General features: G+C 33.2%; 18 protein-coding genes and 1 other annotated feature. Of the genes, 12 read left to right on the top strand and 6 right to left on the bottom strand.

Features of this window, described 5'->3' with window-relative positions; genetic code table 11:
- Positions 1-89 precede the first annotated feature (89 nt).
- The 12 genes from argS (at position 90) to guaB (ending at position 12,482) form a co-directional block, all read left to right on the top strand.
- Positions 90-1,784 carry an arginine--tRNA ligase gene (gene argS / locus RR554_RS08345; protein ID WP_332467811.1) on the top strand — a complete coding sequence of 565 codons (1,695 nt, stop codon included), beginning with the start codon at positions 90-92 and terminating at the stop codon, positions 1,782-1,784.
- Positions 1,785-1,855: 71 nt separating this feature from the next.
- On the top strand, positions 1,856-2,293 hold the full coding sequence (locus RR554_RS08340) for a GNAT family N-acetyltransferase (RefSeq protein ID WP_332467810.1): 438 nt from the start codon (positions 1,856-1,858) through the stop codon (positions 2,291-2,293).
- A gap of 173 nt (positions 2,294-2,466) precedes the next feature.
- Positions 2,467-3,861 carry a tRNA uridine-5-carboxymethylaminomethyl(34) synthesis GTPase MnmE gene (mnmE, locus tag RR554_RS08335; protein WP_332467809.1) on the top strand — a complete coding sequence of 465 codons (1,395 nt, stop codon included), beginning with the start codon at positions 2,467-2,469 and terminating at the stop codon, positions 3,859-3,861.
- A 16-nt stretch (positions 3,862-3,877) separates the two neighbouring features.
- Positions 3,878-5,773 (top strand): tRNA uridine-5-carboxymethylaminomethyl(34) synthesis enzyme MnmG, encoded by a 1,896-nt coding sequence (gene mnmG, locus RR554_RS08330; protein WP_332467808.1) that lies wholly within the window; start codon positions 3,878-3,880, stop codon positions 5,771-5,773.
- A 187-nt stretch (positions 5,774-5,960) separates the two neighbouring features.
- The gene (locus tag RR554_RS08325; protein WP_332467807.1) at positions 5,961-6,125 is read left to right on the top strand and encodes a hypothetical protein; all 165 of its coding nucleotides are present in this window, start codon (positions 5,961-5,963) and stop codon (positions 6,123-6,125) included.
- Between the two features lie 132 nt (positions 6,126-6,257).
- Complete coding sequence (rsmG, locus tag RR554_RS08320; RefSeq protein WP_332467806.1) at positions 6,258-6,977, top strand: 16S rRNA (guanine(527)-N(7))-methyltransferase RsmG; 720 nt, start codon at positions 6,258-6,260, stop codon at positions 6,975-6,977.
- Positions 6,978-7,029: 52 nt separating this feature from the next.
- Positions 7,030-7,800: a ParA family protein gene (locus RR554_RS08315; RefSeq protein WP_332467805.1), complete on the top strand. Its 771-nt coding sequence runs from the start codon at positions 7,030-7,032 to the stop codon at positions 7,798-7,800.
- Positions 7,784-8,680, top strand: coding sequence for a ParB/RepB/Spo0J family partition protein (locus tag RR554_RS08310; protein ID WP_332467804.1), 897 nt, complete (start codon positions 7,784-7,786; stop codon positions 8,678-8,680). The genes RR554_RS08315 and RR554_RS08310 overlap by 17 nt, the downstream gene beginning before the upstream one ends.
- Positions 8,681-8,843: 163 nt before the next feature.
- Positions 8,844-9,032: a DUF951 domain-containing protein gene (locus RR554_RS08305; protein ID WP_332467803.1), complete on the top strand. Its 189-nt coding sequence runs from the start codon at positions 8,844-8,846 to the stop codon at positions 9,030-9,032.
- Positions 9,033-9,051: 19 nt separating this feature from the next.
- Positions 9,052-10,152 carry a redox-regulated ATPase YchF gene (gene ychF, locus RR554_RS08300; protein WP_332467802.1) on the top strand — a complete coding sequence of 367 codons (1,101 nt, stop codon included), beginning with the start codon at positions 9,052-9,054 and terminating at the stop codon, positions 10,150-10,152.
- 24 nt (positions 10,153-10,176) lie between these two features.
- Positions 10,177-10,872: a DUF1129 domain-containing protein gene (locus RR554_RS08295; protein WP_332467801.1), complete on the top strand. Its 696-nt coding sequence runs from the start codon at positions 10,177-10,179 to the stop codon at positions 10,870-10,872.
- A 125-nt stretch (positions 10,873-10,997) separates the two neighbouring features.
- A complete protein-coding gene (gene guaB, locus RR554_RS08290; protein WP_332467800.1) occupies positions 10,998-12,482 on the top strand; it encodes an IMP dehydrogenase in 1,485 nt (494 codons plus the stop codon).
- 56 nt (positions 12,483-12,538) lie between these two features.
- Here guaB and serS read toward each other — a convergent pair whose 3' ends face one another.
- The 6 genes from serS to RR554_RS08260 form a co-directional block, all read right to left on the bottom strand.
- Entirely contained in the window at positions 12,539-13,813 is a 1,275-nt protein-coding gene (gene serS / locus RR554_RS08285) for a serine--tRNA ligase (RefSeq protein WP_332467799.1), read from the bottom strand.
- Positions 13,814-13,878: 65 nt separating this feature from the next.
- Positions 13,879-14,094: a binding site (T-box leader), on the bottom strand.
- 43 nt (positions 14,095-14,137) lie between these two features.
- Positions 14,138-14,437: a MazG-like family protein gene (locus tag RR554_RS08280; RefSeq protein WP_332467798.1), complete on the bottom strand. Its 300-nt coding sequence runs from the start codon at positions 14,435-14,437 to the stop codon at positions 14,138-14,140.
- Complete coding sequence (locus RR554_RS08275) at positions 14,434-15,759, bottom strand: serine hydrolase domain-containing protein (RefSeq protein WP_332467797.1); 1,326 nt, start codon at positions 15,757-15,759, stop codon at positions 14,434-14,436. Before RR554_RS08275 ends, RR554_RS08280 begins: the two co-directional genes overlap by 4 nt.
- 91 nt (positions 15,760-15,850) lie before the next feature.
- Positions 15,851-17,119 carry a serine hydrolase gene (locus RR554_RS08270; RefSeq protein ID WP_332467796.1) on the bottom strand — a complete coding sequence of 423 codons (1,269 nt, stop codon included), beginning with the start codon at positions 17,117-17,119 and terminating at the stop codon, positions 15,851-15,853.
- Positions 17,120-17,204: 85 nt separating this feature from the next.
- Positions 17,205-18,410 (bottom strand): sensor histidine kinase, encoded by a 1,206-nt coding sequence (locus RR554_RS08265; protein ID WP_332467795.1) that lies wholly within the window; start codon positions 18,408-18,410, stop codon positions 17,205-17,207.
- Positions 18,355-19,041 carry a response regulator transcription factor gene (locus RR554_RS08260; protein ID WP_332467794.1) on the bottom strand — a complete coding sequence of 229 codons (687 nt, stop codon included), beginning with the start codon at positions 19,039-19,041 and terminating at the stop codon, positions 18,355-18,357. The genes RR554_RS08265 and RR554_RS08260 overlap by 56 nt, the downstream gene beginning before the upstream one ends.
- Positions 19,042-19,403: the final 362 nt, after the last annotated feature.

Here is a 19,403-nt window from a genome sequence, read left to right as displayed (position 1 = left end):
CGGATTAAACAGTTCGTCTCTTATTACTATATTCAAGTAGTAATAGAGGCTTTTTTTATTGATTTTTTTAAATTGAAAGGAGAAATATTATGGATTATAAAAAACAAATTGTAGAGGATTTACAACAGGCAATAGGTGATGTATTAAGTTTTGAAGAGATTTATAACTTTTTGGAAGTTCCTAAAATGAGTGTACATGGGGATTATGCTTTCCCAACTTTTTCATTGGCTAAAGTATATCGTAAAGCACCAAATATGATAGCAGAGGAATTAATTGGAAAATTAGAACAATCACATTATGATAATATTGTAGCTGTGGGTGGCTATATCAATTTCTTTTTAAAAAAAGAAGTGGTTAGTCAAGAAGTTTTAACAACTATTATTTCTGAAAAAGAACATTACGGAGAAGATACTATTGGTAAGAAAAACAATATTCCGATTGATATGTCTTCACCTAATATTGCAAAACCAATGTCAATGGGACATCTAAGATCAACTGTGATAGGTAATTCATTAGCAGAACTATCTAAAAAGATAGGTTATAATCCAATCAAAATTAACTATTTAGGAGATTGGGGAACTCAATTTGGTAAATTGATTGTTGCCTTTAAAAAATGGGGCAGCGAAGAAGCTGTTCGTGAAAATCCAATTTCTGAATTATTAAAACTTTACGTTCAATTCCATGAAGAGGCAGAAAATGACCCTACTTTAGAAGATGAAGGTCGTGCGTGGTTTAGAAAATTAGAAGAAGATGACCCTGAAGCTGTTCGTTTATGGACTTGGTTTAGAGGAGAATCTCTAAGTGAATTCCAAAAAGTATACGATATGTTAGGTGTTACTTTTGACTCATATAATGGTGAAGCATTTTTCAACGATAAAATGGAACCAGTTATTAAAGAATTAGAAGATAAAAATTTATTAGTTTCTGATCAAGGTGCGGATATTGTTTCTTTAGAAAAATATGACTTAAACCCAGCGTTAATTAGAAAATCAGATGGTGCTACTCTTTATATGACAAGAGATTTAGCAGCAGCTAATTACCGTATTGATAATTATAATTTTGCGGAAGCTCTATATGTAGTTGGTAATGAGCAATCTATCCACTTTAAACAATTAAAGGCTGTTTTAAAAGAAATGGGGCATGACTGGTCTGATAACATCAAACACGTTCCTTTTGGTCTAATTACTTCAGGTGGTAAAAAATTATCAACAAGAAAAGGAAATGTCATTCTTTTAGAAGAAGTCTTGAATGAAGCGATTAGTTCAACAAAAAAACAAATTGAAGAGAAAAATCCAACATTAGAAAATAAAGATGAAGTAGCTCATCAAGTAGGCGTTGGCGCAATTATCTTCCACGATCTTAAAAACGATCGTATGAACAGTTTTGATTTTAATTTAGATGAATTGATTCAGTTTGAAGGAGAGACAGGCCCATACGTTCAATATACGCGTTCTAGATGTGTTAGTATCTTAACTAAAGCTAATTGGAACCAAGAGAATTCAAAAGCTGTAGGAAGCCTGACAGACAATGAATCTTGGGAAGTCATCAAAGCTTTAGATAATTTTCCAAATAAAATAAAAGAAGCTTATCAAAAGTATGAACCGTCAGTTATGGCTAAATATTTATTAGATTTAGCGCAAAAATTCAATAAATATTATTCAAAACATAAAATTTTAGCAGAAGATATTGAAAAAGAAGCAAGATTAAATCTTGTTTATTCTGTTTCAGTTGTCATTAAAGAAGGTCTTCGTCTATTAGGAATTCAATCACCTGATATGATGTAATAAAATGAATACTCATGAAACGAACAATTAAACCCGTTTCGTGGGTATTTTTTACTAGAGAGGAATAAGGGATGAAAGTAGAAGTAAAAAAAATAACAGAAATGTCTACAAAAGAATTATTGACTATTATTGAGGAACGAGTCAAAGTTTTTGTTGTCGAGCAAAATTGTCCTTATCAAGAGGTGGATAAAGCTGATGAAGATGCGCTACATCTACAACTAAAGGAAAATGAAGTATTAGTTGGTTACACAAGAATTATTGAGTGTGATAATTATGTTACTTTTGGACGTGTTCTAATTGTCAAAGAATATCGAGCAAAAAAACTCGGTAGTCAATTAGTAGAAGAAACATTAAACGAGATAAAAATTAATTTTCCAGGTAAAGAAATAAAAATATCTGCTCAGCATTATTTACTAGATTTTTATAAAACGTTTGGATTTGATCCTATTTCTGATGTTTATCTAGAAGATAGTATTCCACATGTGGATATGTTGCTGAAGGTAAATTAATTTACTAAAGATATAGTTAATAAAATTGTCAAAAAGTTAAGTTTATGCTATTATTTCTAGAGAATATGAATACGAGATAGCAGTCAAAGTGCGTCTCTGCCTTTTTTGTGATGAATAAAAAGGGTGGAGTAAGCGCTTTTTTATATGCATTTTTATAGAAAGGATCGATTTAAATGAATATAACAAGTGAATTCGATACAATTGCAGCCATTTCAACACCGCCTGGTGAAGGGGCGATTAGTATTGTTCGACTAAGTGGAGATGATGCTGTTGCCATTGCTGATAAGGTGAGCGCATATCATAAAAAAAGGTTATATGATGTTCCAAGTCATACGATTCATTATGGTCATGTTATGGATCCAGAAACAAAACAAGTTCTTGATGAAGTGATGTTTTCAGTCATGTTAGCACCAAAAACTTTTACTAGAGAAAATATAGTAGAAATTAATTGTCATGGTGGAATGGTGGTTGCTAATCAAGTCTTACAATTGTTATTGAGACAAGGTGCAAGATTAGCTGAACCGGGAGAATTTACCAAAAGAGCTTTCTTAAATGGTCGAATGGATTTATCCCAGGCAGAAGCTGTGATGGATTTGATTCAAGCAAAAACAGATGAGTCAATGAAGTTAGCATTAAATCAGTTAGATGGAAAATTATCGATATTAATTAAAGAGTTAAGACAGCACATTCTACAAGCACTGGCTCAAGTGGAAGTGAATATTGACTATCCAGAGTATGATGATGTGGAAGAAATGACTTCTCAATTAATGAAAGACAAAGCTGAGCAAGTGAAAGAATCGATTGATCATCTACTTTTAACTGCTAGACAAGGAAAGATTTTACGAGAAGGTTTGTCAACAGCAATTATTGGTCGTCCTAATGTTGGTAAATCTAGCCTTTTAAACTATTTACTGCAAGAAGATAAAGCTATTGTTACAGAAATTGCTGGAACAACACGTGATGTTATTGAAGAGTATGTCAATGTTCGTGGTGTACCCTTAAAACTAATCGATACAGCAGGTATTAGAGAAACAGAAGACATTGTTGAAAAGATTGGTGTTGAAAGAAGCCGTAAAGCGTTAAATGAAGCGGATTTAATTTTACTTGTTTTAAATCAGAGTGAAAGTTTAACAGCGATGGACTTAGAATTATTAGAATTAACAAGCGGATTGAATCGTATTATCCTTCTTAATAAAACAGATTTAGAAGCAGAATTAAATCTAGATGAATTAAGTCAATGGATTAATGAGGAAACAGTTCTGAATATTTCGGTGACTTCAAGTGAAGGAATTGATCATTTAGAGCAAGCTATTAAAGATACGTTCTTTTCAAATGCTGGTAAAGAAAAAGATGCGACTTATATCTCGAACTCACGTCACATTGCGCTACTTGAGCAGGCCAATATGGCACTTGATGAAGTATTAAATGGAATAGAGGCAGGTATGCCTGTCGATTTACTTCAAATAGATATGACAAGATCATGGGATTTATTAGGTGAAATTATTGGTGATAGTGTTCAAGATGAGTTGATTACACAATTATTTAGTCAGTTTTGTTTAGGGAAATAATAAAGGGGATAAAAATATGGAAAATATAAATCAATACGATGTGATTGTTGTTGGTGGCGGTCATGCTGGATCAGAAGCGTCACTAGCTGCAGCAAGAATGGGTATGAAAACATTACTTGTCACACTTAACTTAGATATTATTGGCTTTATGCCATGTAACCCTTCTATCGGTGGTCCCGCTAAAGGAGTTGTTGTTCGTGAGATTGACGCTCTTGGTGGTGAAATGGGAAGAAATATTGATAAAACGTACATTCAAATGAGAATGTTAAATACAGGGAAAGGTCCAGCTGTTCGTGCATTGCGCGCCCAAGCTGATAAATTTGCCTATCAAACCGAATTAAAGAAAACGTTAGAAGAAACAGAGAACCTTGATTTAAGACAAGGAATTGTTGAAAAATTAATTGTTGAAGATGACGTAGTTCAAGGTGTTGAAATAAGCACAGGGACAAAATTTTTCAGTAAATCAGTTATTATTACGGCAGGAACAGCACTTAGAGGTGAAATTATTATTGGTGATTTAAAATATTCATCAGGTCCTAATAATTCACTGCCAGCCAATGCTTTAGCCGATAATTTAAAGGAATTAGGTTTAGAAATTGATCGGTTTAAAACGGGAACGCCACCACGTGTAAAATCAAGTTCAATTAATTATGATGTAACAGAAATTCAGCCAGGTGATAAACAACCTAATCATTTTAGTTTTGAAACAAAAGATGAGGCATATAATCAAGAACAATTACCTTGTTGGTTGACATATACAAATCTTGATACCCATGAAGTGATTCGGGAAAATCTACACCGTGCACCAATGTTTACTGGTATTGTGGAAGGTGTGGGTGCAAGGTATTGCCCGTCGATTGAAGATAAAGTGGTCCGTTTTAGTGACAAACCAAGGCATCAAATCTTTTTAGAACCAGAAGGCGCTAAAACAGAGGAAGTTTATGTCCAAGGTTTGTCAACATCCTTACCAGAAGATGTCCAACATGATATGATTAGAAGTATTGAAGGTCTTGAAAATGCGGAAATTATGCGTAGTGGGTACGCTATTGAGTATGATGTGGTTGTACCTCATCAATTACGCCCAACGCTAGAAACAATGAAAATATCAGGACTTTATACAGCAGGACAAACAAATGGAACGTCTGGTTATGAAGAAGCAGCATGCCAAGGTTTAATGGCTGGCATCAATGCGTCATTAAAGATACAAGGAAAAGAACCGCTTATTTTAAAAAGAAGTGATGCTTATATTGGTGTTTTAATTGATGACTTAGTTACAAAAGGAACGAATGAGCCGTATCGTTTATTGACATCACGAGCAGAGTATCGACTGTTACTCCGTCATGATAATGCAGATCTACGTTTAACGGAAATGGGGCGTGAGATTGGGTTGATTCATGAGAATAGATATCTAGAATATCAAGAGAAAAAAGCGATGATTGAGGCAGAGATGACCCGATTATCAAAAATCCGTTTAAAACCGACACCTGAAATTCAAGCGTTTTTAGAAACTAAAAATACAGCAACTTTAAAAGATGGTATATTGGCGATAGATTTTCTAAAACGGCCTGAAATTTCGTATTTAGAAGTAGCTCAATTTATTGAACCTTTAGAGGTACCTCGTTATGTATATGAGCAAGTAGAAATTCAAGTGAAATATGAAGGTTACATAAAAAAAGCAAACGATAAAGTAGAAAAATTAAAACGCATGGAAGCCAAAAAAATTCCAGCAAATATTGATTACACAAAAGTTAACAGCTTAGCAACAGAAGCCGTTCAAAAGTTAGAAAAAATTAGACCTGAAACTATTGCGCAAGCAAGCCGAATTAGTGGTGTGAATCCAGCAGATATTAGTATCTTAATGGTTTATATCGAACAAGGTAAAATAGCGAAAAGAGAGAGCAACGAGAACTAAATCTCGTTGTTTTTTTATACACAGAGATACTTTTGAAATTATTAGTAATAAATCCCAATTTTTAAAGATGATAATTAGTGATTTAAAATGTTTCATGTGAAACATTTTGAAAAATTAAGGTTATCTTTAGACCTTATGAGAATGTTCGTGCTAAAATGAAGGAAATGAATGCTTGGGAGGTCTTATGATGGCTAAATGGTATCAAAAGAAACGTTACTATGTTCCTGTTGCTTTTACTGTGGGAATTTTGGGTGCATCTGTACTGAATAGTTTGTTAGGGGACAAATTAAGAGCTGAGTATGAAACAGATTATTACAAGAAAAAAGAGCTACCAATTTTTATAAAGAAATAGAGGGAAAAACTTACAGCCAACGTTGTAAGTTTTTTCTTATTGATTAGAGGATAAGCATTGAATTTTTACTTTATTTGCGTTAGAGTAGAGTTATCTGTGAAACAATTTTGTTTCACAATAAGGAGAGAATTCATGAAACCAGATGTATTTAGAGAAGAATTAGCCAAAATAGGTATTAACTTATCAGATGAACAAATGAACCAATTTCAAAAATATTATGAATTACTGGTCGAATGGAATCAAAAAATAAATTTAACTGCAATTACTGAATTGGAAGAGGTTTATTTAAAACATTTTTATGATTCTATTACTTTAGCGACAACATTCGATTTAAGTAAAGAAAATTATTCATTATGTGATGTAGGATCCGGAGCGGGATTTCCTAGTATACCAATGAAAATTGTTTATCCTAATTTAAACATATCAATTGTTGATTCTTTGAATAAAAGAATTAAATTTCTATCATTATTATGTGATGAGTTACATTTAGAAAATGTGAATTTATACCACGAAAGAGCAGAAGACTTTGGGCAAAATAAAACGCACAGAGAGTCTTATGATTTTGTGACAGCAAGAGCTGTTGCTAGATTAAATGTTTTGTCTGAGTTATGTATACCACTTGTTAAAATGAATGGTAAATTCTTAGCTCTTAAAGCTGCTAAGAGCGAAGAAGAGGTTTTAGAAAGTAAAAAAGCAATTGCTACACTGGGAGGTAAATTATCAGAAGAAATAGAAGTATCATTACCTTTTAGTGAAGACAAACGCTATATTGTAGTCATTGATAAAAAGAAAGAAACACCAAATAAGTACCCAAGAAAAGCGGGGATACCTAATAAAAAGCCACTTATTTAATAATGAGTGAACGCACGAAAAATCTATGAGAAACATATTGGAGGATGCGAGAATGGCACGGGTTATATCAGTTGCAAATCAAAAAGGTGGTGTTGGTAAAACAACAACTACCGTTAATTTGGGAGCATGTTTAGCTTTTTCAGGCAAAAAAGTATTGCTTGTTGATATGGATGCTCAAGGAAACGCGACAAGCGGAATCGGCATTAAAAAGTCAGATGTCACACAAGATATTTACGATGTACTAGTTAATGAGGTGCCAATTAAAGAAGTCATTCAACAAACAACTCGCGAAAATCTAGAAATTGCTCCAGCGACAATTCAATTATCAGGTGCTGAAATTGAATTAACGTCTATGATGGCTAGAGAATCTCGTTTAAAATCAGCTTTACAAGACGTTAAAAATGATTATGATTATATTTTAATTGACTGTCCGCCTTCGTTAGGACATTTGACAATCAATTCTTTTTCAGCAAGTGACTCAATATTGATTCCAGTTCAATGCGAGTATTATGCTCTGGAAGGGCTAAGCCAATTGTTAAATACTATTCGCTTGGTTCAAAAACACTTTAATCCTGAGCTGCGTATTGAAGGAGTTCTTTTAACGATGTATGATGCAAGAACTAATTTAGGTTCTGAAGTAGTAGAAGAAGTTAGAAAATATTTTAGAGAACGTGTTTATGACACTATTATTCCAAGAAATGTCAGATTATCTGAGGCACCAAGTCATGGTCAATCAATTATTGATTATGATCCAAAATCAAAAGGTGCAGAATTTTATCATGCATTAGCAAAGGAAGTGATGAACCGTGAGCAAAACAAATAAAGGATTAGGTAGAGGAATCGATGCTCTATTTAAAGATTTTAATGACATTGAAGAAGTAGATATAAAAAAAGAAACAGTTACAGAAATCCCATTGTCTGACTTGCGCCCAAATCCTTATCAGCCAAGAAAAACATTTGACGAACATGCGTTAGCTGAGTTGGCTGAATCAATCAAACAATCAGGTGTTTTTCAACCGATTATTGTTAGAAAATCAACCATTAAAGGGTATGAAATTATTGCTGGTGAAAGACGTTTTCGTGCATCAAAATTAGCAGGAAAAGAGACCGTTCCTGGGATTGTTAGAGAATTTGATGAAGCTCGTATGATGCAAATTGCTGTGCTAGAAAACCTGCAACGAGAAGATTTGAGTCCAATGGAAGAAGCAGAAGCTTATGAAATGTTAATGAAGAACTTAAAGTTAACACAAGTTGAATTAGCAGAACAATTAGGAAAAAGCCGTCCATATATTGCTAACTACTTGAGACTACTAACATTACCTCAGGTGGTGAAGGATTTAGTTCAGAAAGAATCTTTATCTATGGGACAAGCAAGAACATTGCTTGCTTTGAAAAATGTAGACGAGATTATTCCACTAGCTAATCGAGTTTTAAAAGAAGGATTAACGGTTCGTCAATTAGAACAAATAGTTTCTGAAATGAATGATGCACAGATACCTCCTTTGAAAAAAGCAAAGAAAAAAGTACAAGCTAAACCATATTATATTCGTGCAAGTGAAGATCGTTTGATGGATAAATTTGGTACAAGCGTAGCAATTCAAGAAAAAGAGGGTAAGGGGAAAATTGAAATCGAATATTTATCTCAAGCTGATTTAACTCGTATTTTAGATATATTAGATATTCAATTTGATTCAGATAATTAAAGAAAGTATCTCTGAAAAGATTATTATATCTTGGAAGGGATACTTCTGTTTTCTTGAATATTTGTTGTAACTATTTATAATTAATCACGCAAACAAGACTTATTTTGTGTTAATATATAGCTTGTGTTGTATGAGATTTTTAAAAGTAAAGGAAGGTATCTCCATGTATGAATTAGGCGATATTGTTGAAATGAAGAAACCTCATGCTTGTCAAACAAACCGTTGGGAAATTGTACGAATGGGCATGGATATTAAAATAAAATGTATCAATTGCCAGCATATTGTGATGATGCCTAGGCGAGAATTTGATAAAAAAATGAAAAAAACATTAGAGAAAAAACAAGAAAATTAAAAGAAAGAGTGATCATTAGATGGCATTAACAGCAGGAATCGTGGGTTTACCAAATGTTGGTAAATCAACATTATTTAATGCAATTACAAAAGCAGGAGCAGAAGCGGCAAACTATCCCTTTGCAACAATTGATCCAAATGTTGGTATGGTAGAAGTACCAGACGAACGTTTAAATGAATTAACTAAATTAGTTAAACCGAAAAAAACAGTTCCCGCAACGTTTGAATTTACAGATATTGCAGGAATTGTAAAAGGTGCAAGTAAAGGAGAAGGATTAGGAAATAAATTCTTGAGTAACATTCGCCAAGTTGATGCAATTTGTCATGTTGTTCGTTGTTTTGATGATGATAACATAACACATGTTGAAGGTCGTGTGGCACCTTTAGAGGATATTGAAATTATTAATTTAGAGCTTATTTTAGCAGATTTAGAGTCGGTTGATAAACGCCATTCTCGTGTAGCTAAAATTGCTAAAACAAAAGATAAAGAAGCTGTAGCAGAACTATCTGTTTTAGAAAAAATAAAACCAGTATTAGAAGCGGGAAAATCAGCAAGATCAATTGAATTTTCTGATGATGAATTACCAATTGTTAAAGGTTTATTTTTATTAACGACTAAACCTGTTCTTTATGTAGCAAATGTTGCTGAAGATGAGGTAGCAGATGTTGAAGGAAATGAATACGTCCAACAAGTAAAAGATTTTGCAGAAACAGAAAATGCTGAAGTAATCGCTGTTTGTGCTCGTGCAGAAGAAGAAATTGCAGAATTAGATGATGAAGATAAGGCTGATTTCTTGGAAGCGTTAGGTATTGATGAATCAGGTTTGGATAAATTAATCCGTGCTGCTTATTATTTATTGGGATTAGCAACTTACTTTACGGCTGGTGAGCAAGAAGTTAGAGCGTGGACATTTAAAAATGGTATGAAAGCACCAGAATGTGCAGGCGTTATTCATACTGATTTTGAACGTGGTTTTATTCGTGCAGAGACTGTTTCTTATGAAGATTTAAAAGAGTATGGAAACATGGGTGCTGCCAAAGAGGCAGGACGTGTTCGTTTAGAAGGTAAAGAATATGTTGTAAAAGATGGCGACGTTATGTTATTTAGATTTAACGTTTAAAAATAGAAAATAAAGGTGAGACAATTGGAAGAAACAAGAGAAGAATTACAGCAAAGAGTTGCTCAAAATCGTGAACTAATGACTCAGTTAACGAAAAAGAACGACCAATTTATTTTTGATATCAATAAAATTATCGAAACAAGCGATTTAACAGAAGAAAAAAAAGTCAGAGAATTAAATAATATGTTATCTGCTTTAGTTGAAGGCCAAAAAACAGGAATCACAGCAAAACAACTTTATGGAACACCAACAGAAGCTGCTGACAGTATTATTAATGCACCAGAACCGATGCCAGAGATGACTTTTGGTAAAATTATGCTAGATAACTTCTTACTATTATTTGCTATTTTATCCGTTATGGTATCAATGTTTGCTATGTTTTCTAAACCAGGACAAGCAACACAAGGAATCACATCCATTATCTTTGGATCAATTTCAGGGGCATTTTCATTCTATCTTATTTATCGTTTTATTTATGTTTACGATCAACCAGGAGCAGATCAAAGCAAGCGCCCAGGCTTAATTAAAATGTCAGCGATAATGTTGTTGAGTTTTATTCCTTGGTTCTTAGTATTTACGTTGGCTAGTTTCTTACCACCAACTGTAAATCCAACACTTGATCCAATCTTAACGATTGCACTAGGTGCAGCAGGTCTTGGACTTCGCCAATGGTTGAAGAAAAAATTCAAATTCCAAAGCGTTATGTTTGCTCGACGTTAAATAATTATTAAATCTAATCAATGACTTGATTAGATTTTTTTTTTAATTCAATCAATAAATTGACGAAACCACTTTTTTTTGGTAAGTTTGTAAGTAAAATAAAATTAAGGGAGTGCTATTTTCTAATGACAAATTGGGAAACAAAATTTTCAAAAAAAGGTTTTACTTTTGACGACGTCTTATTAATTCCAGCTGAAAGCCACGTGTTACCAAATGATGTGGATTTATCAGTTGAACTTGCGCCCAATTTAAAACTAAATATACCGATTATGAGTGCTAGTATGGATACTGTTACTGACAGTAAGATGGCTATCGCAATGGCAAGACAAGGTGGACTAGGAGTTGTCCATAAAAATATGTCAATTGAACAACAAGCTGATGAAGTGAAAAAGGTAAAGCGCTCTGAAAGTGGCGTTATTATTGATCCCTTCTTCTTAACACCAGAAAATTTAGTGGCAGAAGCAGAAAAGTTAATGTCAAAATATCGTATTAGTGGTGTGCCGATTGTTGAAACGTTAGAAAATAGAAAATTGGTAGGTATTTTAACGAACCGTGACATGCGTTTTATTGATGATTATGATCAATTAATTAGTGGTGTAATGACTAAAGAAGATTTAGTAACAGCGCCAGTTGGTACATCTCTAAAAGATGCAGAAAAAATATTACAACAACACAAAATTGAAAAATTACCGATTGTTGATAGTGAGGGCCGTTTGAGTGGTTTAATTACAATCAAGGATATTGAGAAAGTAATTGAATTTCCCAATGCTGCTAAAGATGAACATGGTCGTTTACTAGCTGCTGCTGCAGTTGGTGTAACAAGCGATACATTTGAACGTTCTGAAGCTCTTGTTAAAGCAGGAGTTGATGCATTAATTATTGATACAGCCCACGGTCATAGTGCAGGTGTTATTCGTAAAATTAAAGAAATTCGTGAAACATTTCCAAATGTGACATTAATTGCTGGAAATGTTGCAACAGCAGATGCTACACGAGCTCTATATGATGTAGGAGTGGACGTAGTAAAGGTAGGGATCGGTCCAGGTTCAATTTGTACAACACGTGTTGTTGCAGGTGTTGGGGTACCCCAATTAACAGCAATTTATGATGCAGCAAGTGTTGCTCGTGAATATGGCAAGGCCATTATTGCTGATGGTGGCATTAAATATTCTGGTGATATTGTTAAAGCTTTAGCAGCAGGTGGACATGTAGTGATGCTTGGTTCAATGTTAGCAGGAACAGACGAATCACCAGGTGAATTTGAAATTTATCAAGGTCGTCGCTTTAAAACATACCGCGGAATGGGATCTCTTGGTGCAATGGAAAAAGGCTCGAGTGATCGTTATTTCCAAAGTTCAGTGAATGAAGCTAATAAATTAGTACCTGAGGGTATTGAAGGTCGTGTAGCCTATAAAGGAACAGCACAAGACATTGTTTTCCAAATGTTAGGTGGTTTACGTGCTGGAATGGGCTATGTTGGTGCAGGTAACTTAAAAGAGTTACGTGACAATGCTCAATTTGTTCAAATGAGTGGGGCTGGTTTACGCGAGTCACATCCTCATGATGTTCAAATTACAAAAGAAGCACCAAACTATTCAATTGAATCATAATCAATAAAGAAGGTAAAAAAGTCATTTCCAAGTATAAAACTGGAAATGACTTTTTTTTATTTAGTAATTTTTGTTTGACCACCCATATAAGGAACAAGAACTTCAGGAATAGTCACGCTACCATCTTCATTTTGGTAGTTTTCTAAAATAGCGGCTACCGTACGCCCAACAGCCAAGCCAGATCCGTTTAAAGTATGAACAAAATCTGTTTTTCCTTCGTCATTACGGTAACGAATTTTTGCTCGTCTTGCTTGGAAGTTTTCGCAGTTAGAACATGAGCTGATTTCACGATAAGTATCTTGAGCTGGAATCCATACTTCAATGTCATACGTTTTGGCAGCAGAAAAGCCCATGTCTCCAGTACAAAGTGTAATTACTCGGTATGGTAAGTTTAACTTTTGTAAAATACTTTCAGCATTATTTGTCATTTTTTCTAATTCATCATAAGATGTTTCAGGCTTGCTTAATTTAACCATCTCTACTTTATTAAATTGATGTAAACGAATTAACCCTCTAGTGTCACGTCCCGCACTTCCTGCTTCAGAACGGAATGAAGGACTAAGTGCCGTAAAGTAAACAGGTAATTGTTCTTGAGTTAAAATTTCATCACGGTAATAGTTTGTTAATGGTACTTCAGCAGTTGGAATTAATGTGTAGTTACTATTTTCTAGTTGGAAGACATCCTCTTTAAATTTAGGGAACTGTCCTGTACCAAACATAGAGTCGGCATTGACAATGTATGGTGGAATCATCTCAGTATAGCCGTGCTCATAGACATGTGTGTCTAACATTAAGTTGTAAATGGCACGTTCTAATCTTGCTCCTAATCCTTTATAGAAAAGGAAACGACTACCAGAAACTTTAGCACCACGTTCAAAATCTAGAATATCAAGGTTTTCTGCAATTTCCCAATGTGGCTTAGGTTCAAAATTAAATTCTTTTGGTGTTTCCCAACGTCTGACTTCAATATTATCTTCTTCATCTGCGCCAACGGGAACATCTTCATGAGGTAGGTTCGGCAATGTGTGAGAGATAGCTTGTAATTTTTCATCAATCTCACGAACTTGCTCATCTAAAACTTTAATTTTATCTCCAAGTTCTTTCATTTCTACAATTTTTCCATCAGCATCTTCTTTGTTACGTTTAAGTTGAGAAATTTCTTGAGAGACATCATTTTTGGTTTTTTTCAGTGTTTCTACTTGAACTAAATGTTCACGTCTTTCTTTGTCTAGAGTCATGAACTCATTTAATATGTCTTCGTTGACACCACGGGTTAACAATTTTTCTTTTACTACATCGATATTTTGGCGCATAAATTTTACATCTAACATAAATCTTCCTCCTTAAATTTAAATAAATAAAAAAACCTTCCACCCCAAAAAGAAAATCTCATTCTTTTTGGGGCGAAAGGTTGAATTTCGCGGTACCACCCAGATTTGCACAAAATGTGCCTTCGTTAAACAAGATAACGGCTTGTAACCGACATAGCTTAATCATTTGTGTTTTCGCTATATACTTATTAGAAAGTGGATTCCTTATTTATTTGTATTGACTTTCACCAAACGTCAACTCTCTAAAACAATGTCAATAAGTACTAATCTTTCATTTGTTCATTTATTAGATAGAGTATAGCTAGTTTTTTTTAATCTGTCAAATTAGTTGTTGATATGTTGTTCCCATTTGTTCATTTTTTCTTGAAGGATTTCTAGAAATTCCTCATCGTTACTGTTTTCTAATTTGTAATAAAGAGCTGTGGCAACGAGAATGGTATCGATGCATTCTTGTTTAAGGTTAGCTGAATCAAGTTTTTTATACTTATTCCCGCTTGCATTAGTATAACTTAAAACAGCTTGCGAGACTTCTCCTGATTCTTCAGATAATTTTAAAGCCATTTGTTCAAGGGTTTTGGGTTCCTTAGTTGAAAGATGTTTTATTTTTTTTATAATTGATGTCATTCATTAACCTCCATATTGGCTTCTTTCTCAGGTGAATAATTAGTAATTAATTTAAAAATCTCTTCAGTTAGGTGGAGATTAGTTTTATCTTTTTCATAACTATTACCTAAAAACAAAATAACATCACTAGTATCTTTGCTAAATATAAGGTTTGTTTCATAACCACCAAAAGCGCCACGAGTTCTGTAAAAAGTCTTTTTATCGTATAAACCAGCTTTATAAATATTAGTATAAGAAACAGGCTTCTTTTTTAAGGTTTCTTTTATGGTGTTATTTGATACTAGTTTTCCATCAGCTATAGCTTGGATCATGGTAAGTAAATCTGGTGCAGATACATACATATTTCCAGTTCCAAGTTCATTGATGTATTTATATGTCGGTATTTTAATGGGTGTTTCAATAATTTTCCCTTCACTATCAAATTTATACGAAGGCATGAGATGAGTTTGATTAGAAACATCATTGTAAAATCCTGTGTGATTTAGGTCAAAAGGTTCTTTTAATGTCTCGTTAAAGTAGTCTTCGTACGATTTCCCTGTTATTTTTTCAATAATAGTTGCAAGCAAAAAGAAGTTAACATCTGAGTAATTCCATTTTGTTTGAGGGATATAAGTGACATTGTTTTTAACATATGTAACACTCTCTTCAATGGATTTACTATTATCAAGTTTTTTGGATAAGGTTAATCCAGATGTCATTGATAGCATTTGATCAATAGTTATTTCTTTGCTGTTTGGAATATCAGGGTAATAATCTGAAAGAGGAGTATCCAAAGAAATTTCGTGTTTGTCGATAAGTGTCATTAACATAAAAGAAGTTACTAATTTTTGTACTGAACCAATCATATAAGCGCTATTTAGTGGATCGTTAGAAGTGTCTAGAGCTTTTCCGTAATTGTTGAATAAGATAACCTGATTGTTTTTAACTGCGAGAATAGTTCCTGACACGTTTTGTTGATTAATTACTTGGTTAATATTTTGAGTTAAAGTTTCGTAGATTGCTGGTTCTTTTTTAAAATCAGTTACATTTATCCTAGGACTAAAAGCGTTGCTATTTTCTTTAACTGTAGAAGATGTTGTTGTCTCTTTTAAACTTGTTTCAGATGTTTCTGGTTTTATGCTTTTTGAACTTGCTGTTGTTTTGGTAATTTGTCTAAGTTCTGGTAAATCAAATTCTTTTTTTAAAATAGGATACCAGTAATAAACGGCATAAGTAGCAGAAGTTCCAATTAATAAACCGAATATAAATAAAATAAATGTTTTTCGTTTTTGTTTTCGTAATCTTTTTCTAAGTAAACTGTTAGTTTCCTTGGAGTAGTTCATGAAGATACCTACCTTTTTGATTAATTTATATCTAAGATACTTTAACATAGAAATGTGAAAAATAAATGAAAAACGTTAATACTTTCAAGTATTAACGTTGAGTAATATAATTCCAAAAGCGAACAAAAATATTAGCTTTTTCTAAATTTGTTTTTAGTACGACATCAACAACATCGTGTTTCTCATCTTCTTTTGTTAAATATCCTAACTTATCGTCTGCATTAAAAGCATACTCTTTTCCAACAATATAGCCTTTTTCTTTAGGAGCTGCAACTTGTTCTTTTTTAGTTAATTGTTTTTTATCTGTTTCAAAGAAGAGTTTGATGTTTTTATTATCATTTTTAGTCCATACAGATAAATCTTCAGCTAAAATAATATCTACATCTTTTTGTTTCCCGTAATGAGTTGGAAGAGTTTTTTGACTGGAAAGATCGCCTTTTTTTAAAATAGTTTTATAAGTCCAATTATCTAGAGTATAATTCATTAAATCAGCAGTTACTTGAAATCGATTATATTCTTCTTCAACATCCATAACAACGGTGATAATTCTTTGGTTATCACGAGAGATTGTTCCAACAAAGCAAGCTCCAGCTAATGGAGTTGTTCCTGTTTTTAGACCATCAACACCTTCTGTGTAATAATCAAATCCAGGGAGCATATCGTTTGAATTCCAGATTTCTACTTCTTCATCTTTTAATATAGTTGTGCTTGGCTGAGATGAGATATCAAGTACTTCAGGGTAATCGCTGATTAGATGTTGAGCGACAATTGCCATACTTCGAGCGCTTAATTTGTTCTCATCTTTTTTACCTGATCCAGGATAAATATCTTTCCCCATATCCTCATTGCCTAATCCAGAAGCTGTTACTAAGTAAGCATCGGTAATACCCCAACTTTTTAATTGCTCATACATACGATCGACAAATTTAATTTCTGTTCCAGAGATGTATTCAGCAAGAGCTGATGTAAGTGAGTTTGCTGAAGATATGATGGAAGCGTCAAGAGCATCTTTTACAGTGTATACTTGATCATCTTCAATAGGAACGTTTGAAAGATCAGGGTCTTTACTCATTTTTTTTAATTTATCACTTATAGGAACCGTGTCAGTCCATGCAATATTACCTTTTTCAACTTCTTCATAAACAATATAAGCTGTTATTAATTTAGTCATAGAGGCAATACCAAGTGGTTCATCAGCATTTTGATTATAGAGTACTTTCCCAGTATTAAAATCTACAGCAAAAGCAGCGCTTGCTGGAACACTAAAATTATCTTCTGCAGAAAGCACCTTGATAGGAAATAACATGAACATAGTAATTATGAGTATGACATGATTGAGTCGATGTTTTGCTTGTTTCATAAAAATAATCCTCTCTTAATAAATCGAAATAACTTAGTTAATACGTAGCAAAAAAAGAGGCCGAAGCAAATTGTTCGGCTCCTTTTTATACCTGTAATGATTTTATTGGTAAATGAATAACAAAGGATGTCCATTGGCTTTCAGAAGTAGCATATATATACCCGTTGTGTAAAGTAATGATACTTTGAGCAATTGCTAAACCTAAACCAGTGCCACCTGTTTGTTGCGAACGGGATTCTTCTACTCGGTAAAATCGATCAAAAAGAAGATCTAAAGATTCTTTAGGTATTTCTTTCCCATCATTTTTAACAGTAATAACGGCTTCTGAGCCAATTTTTTCTGAATGAATGATAATTTTTTTACCACCAACACCATATTTTAATGCATTAGATAAGAGGTTGTCAAAAACGCGAACTAGTTTTTCTGTATCACCTTCCATCATTAAAGATGGAGGCGTTGCTTCAAAATCAACCGTAACATTCTTTTTAGACGCTTCCAATTCAAAGTCGACGACAACTTGTCCTATAAGCTGCTGCATATCAAAATTCATAATAGATAGAGGGGTATTAGACTGGCGAACTTTAGTATATTCAAATAAATCATCGACTAAAACTTTCATTTGTCTAGCCTTCATGTAAGCTGTATGGGTATACTTTAGTAACTCTTCTTCAGATGAAAATTTTCTTTCTTCTATTAGACCAAGATAACCAATAATTGATGTAAGAGGTGTTCTGATATCATGACTAACATTTGTAATTAATTCGTCTTTGGATTGTTCAATACGTCTTTCTTCGTCAATTGCTTCAACAGTACTATCTACTAAAGCATTAATACTTTGGATAAGTTTTCCAAGGTCACCATTTAAATCAAATGGAATCCGATGATCATAATGGCCATTAGAAATGTAATGAAGCTCACTAATAATATGACGTTGCTGCATTTGTTTGTAACGACGAATTAACCGCCAATAAAGAATAGCAATATCAATAATCCCTAATAGAAAGAAAATAGGTTTCTTCCAAGCAAGAAAGTTTGGATTATAAAATGTATCGTAAATGGAAGGCATAATATTTGTTATTAGATTTTGAATAGATAAACTCGACTGAGCAATCTGCACAATCAGCATATAACTGGCAAGATTTAATAGAATCAATAAGATTACTGTGACAATTCCTTCTATAAATAGCTCACTTTTTTCTTTAGACGTTAATTCAATTCGAGTATATTTTTTTTGTCTATCTTTCAATTTTATAGCCAACACCCCAAACTGTTTGAATGACTTTTTCGCCATTCGTAGCCTCTTCTATTTTATCTCGTAGGTGACTAACGTGTACCATAACAGTCTTAGCAGAAACTAAACTCTCTTGTTGCCAAACACGTTCAAATATTTCATCTGCACTGAATACTCGGTTCGGATGACTAGCTAAAAGATAAAGTATGCCAAATTCTAAAGCAGTTAATTGGATGCTAACATTTTTATCTGTTGTTACTTCATGGGAATCCTTCCTTATAAATAAAGGGCCGATTTCAAGCACATCAAGCATATCTGATTGAAGCTGCATGTTTGTTCGTCTAAGTAATGATTTGACACGAGCCATAATTTCTAATGGGTTAAAAGGTTTTGTGACATAGTCATCTGCACCAGCAATTAGACCTTGGATTTTATCCATATCAGTAGTTTTGGCAGTTAACATAATGATAGGAATTTGTGAGTTTTTACGTAGTTCTTTAACAACTTCCATACCGTCCATTTTAGGCATCATAATATCTAAAATCATCAAATCAATATCAGGGTGTGTTGCTATTTTTTTTAGTGCCTCTACACCGTCATAAGCCTTAACAACATCATATCCCTCATTTTTTATATATATATTAAGTAACTCTACAATCTCTTTGTCATCATCCACAATTAGTATTTTCATTTTTTTATACCTCCGTATATATAGTTACAGTTGTATTGTACCAAAACTTTATGAATAAAAAATATTTTTAAAAAGATGTTTACAATTTTTTAAAAAAGTAGTATATTATTTTCATTGCTGTTTTGAAAAAAACAGATAAAAAAGTTTTTTGAAATATTTGTTGACAACCTTTTAGAAGTTATGTTATTATTTTTGAGGTTGATCGAAACAAGTTTGTAACATTGAAACACAAACGAAAAAAACGAAAAAACTTGTTGACAAGCTGAAATATGTTTGTTATTATTAAAAAGTTGTTACGGCAACGAGAAATAGATCTTTGAAAACTGAACAAAGTAAGACAAACCAAATGTGTAGGGCGTTTT

The sequence above is a fragment of the Vagococcus sp. genome (genome assembly GCF_036639995.1).
Classification (GTDB): Bacteria; Bacillota; Bacilli; order Lactobacillales; family Vagococcaceae; genus Vagococcus.
This window is presented reverse-complemented; position numbering and strand designations above follow the sequence as displayed.

Coding starts and splice junctions, on each gene's coding strand:
- argS (WP_332467811.1), top strand. CDS start 90: ATGGATTATAAAAAACAAATTGTAGAGGATTTACAACAGGCAATAGGT.
- RR554_RS08340 (WP_332467810.1), top strand. CDS start 1,856: ATGAAAGTAGAAGTAAAAAAAATAACAGAAATGTCTACAAAAGAATTA.
- mnmE (WP_332467809.1), top strand. CDS start 2,467: ATGAATATAACAAGTGAATTCGATACAATTGCAGCCATTTCAACACCG.
- mnmG (WP_332467808.1), top strand. CDS start 3,878: ATGGAAAATATAAATCAATACGATGTGATTGTTGTTGGTGGCGGTCAT.
- RR554_RS08325 (WP_332467807.1), top strand. CDS start 5,961: ATGGCTAAATGGTATCAAAAGAAACGTTACTATGTTCCTGTTGCTTTT.
- rsmG (WP_332467806.1), top strand. CDS start 6,258: ATGAAACCAGATGTATTTAGAGAAGAATTAGCCAAAATAGGTATTAAC.
- RR554_RS08315 (WP_332467805.1), top strand. CDS start 7,030: ATGGCACGGGTTATATCAGTTGCAAATCAAAAAGGTGGTGTTGGTAAA.
- RR554_RS08305 (WP_332467803.1), top strand. CDS start 8,844: ATGTATGAATTAGGCGATATTGTTGAAATGAAGAAACCTCATGCTTGT.
- ychF (WP_332467802.1), top strand. CDS start 9,052: ATGGCATTAACAGCAGGAATCGTGGGTTTACCAAATGTTGGTAAATCA.
- guaB (WP_332467800.1), top strand. CDS start 10,998: ATGACAAATTGGGAAACAAAATTTTCAAAAAAAGGTTTTACTTTTGAC.
- serS (WP_332467799.1), bottom strand. CDS start 13,813: ATGTTAGATGTAAAATTTATGCGCCAAAATATCGATGTAGTAAAAGAA.
- RR554_RS08280 (WP_332467798.1), bottom strand. CDS start 14,437: ATGACATCAATTATAAAAAAAATAAAACATCTTTCAACTAAGGAACCC.
- RR554_RS08275 (WP_332467797.1), bottom strand. CDS start 15,759: ATGAACTACTCCAAGGAAACTAACAGTTTACTTAGAAAAAGATTACGA.
- RR554_RS08270 (WP_332467796.1), bottom strand. CDS start 17,119: ATGAAACAAGCAAAACATCGACTCAATCATGTCATACTCATAATTACT.
- RR554_RS08265 (WP_332467795.1), bottom strand. CDS start 18,410: ATGGCGAAAAAGTCATTCAAACAGTTTGGGGTGTTGGCTATAAAATTG.
- RR554_RS08260 (WP_332467794.1), bottom strand. CDS start 19,041: ATGAAAATACTAATTGTGGATGATGACAAAGAGATTGTAGAGTTACTT.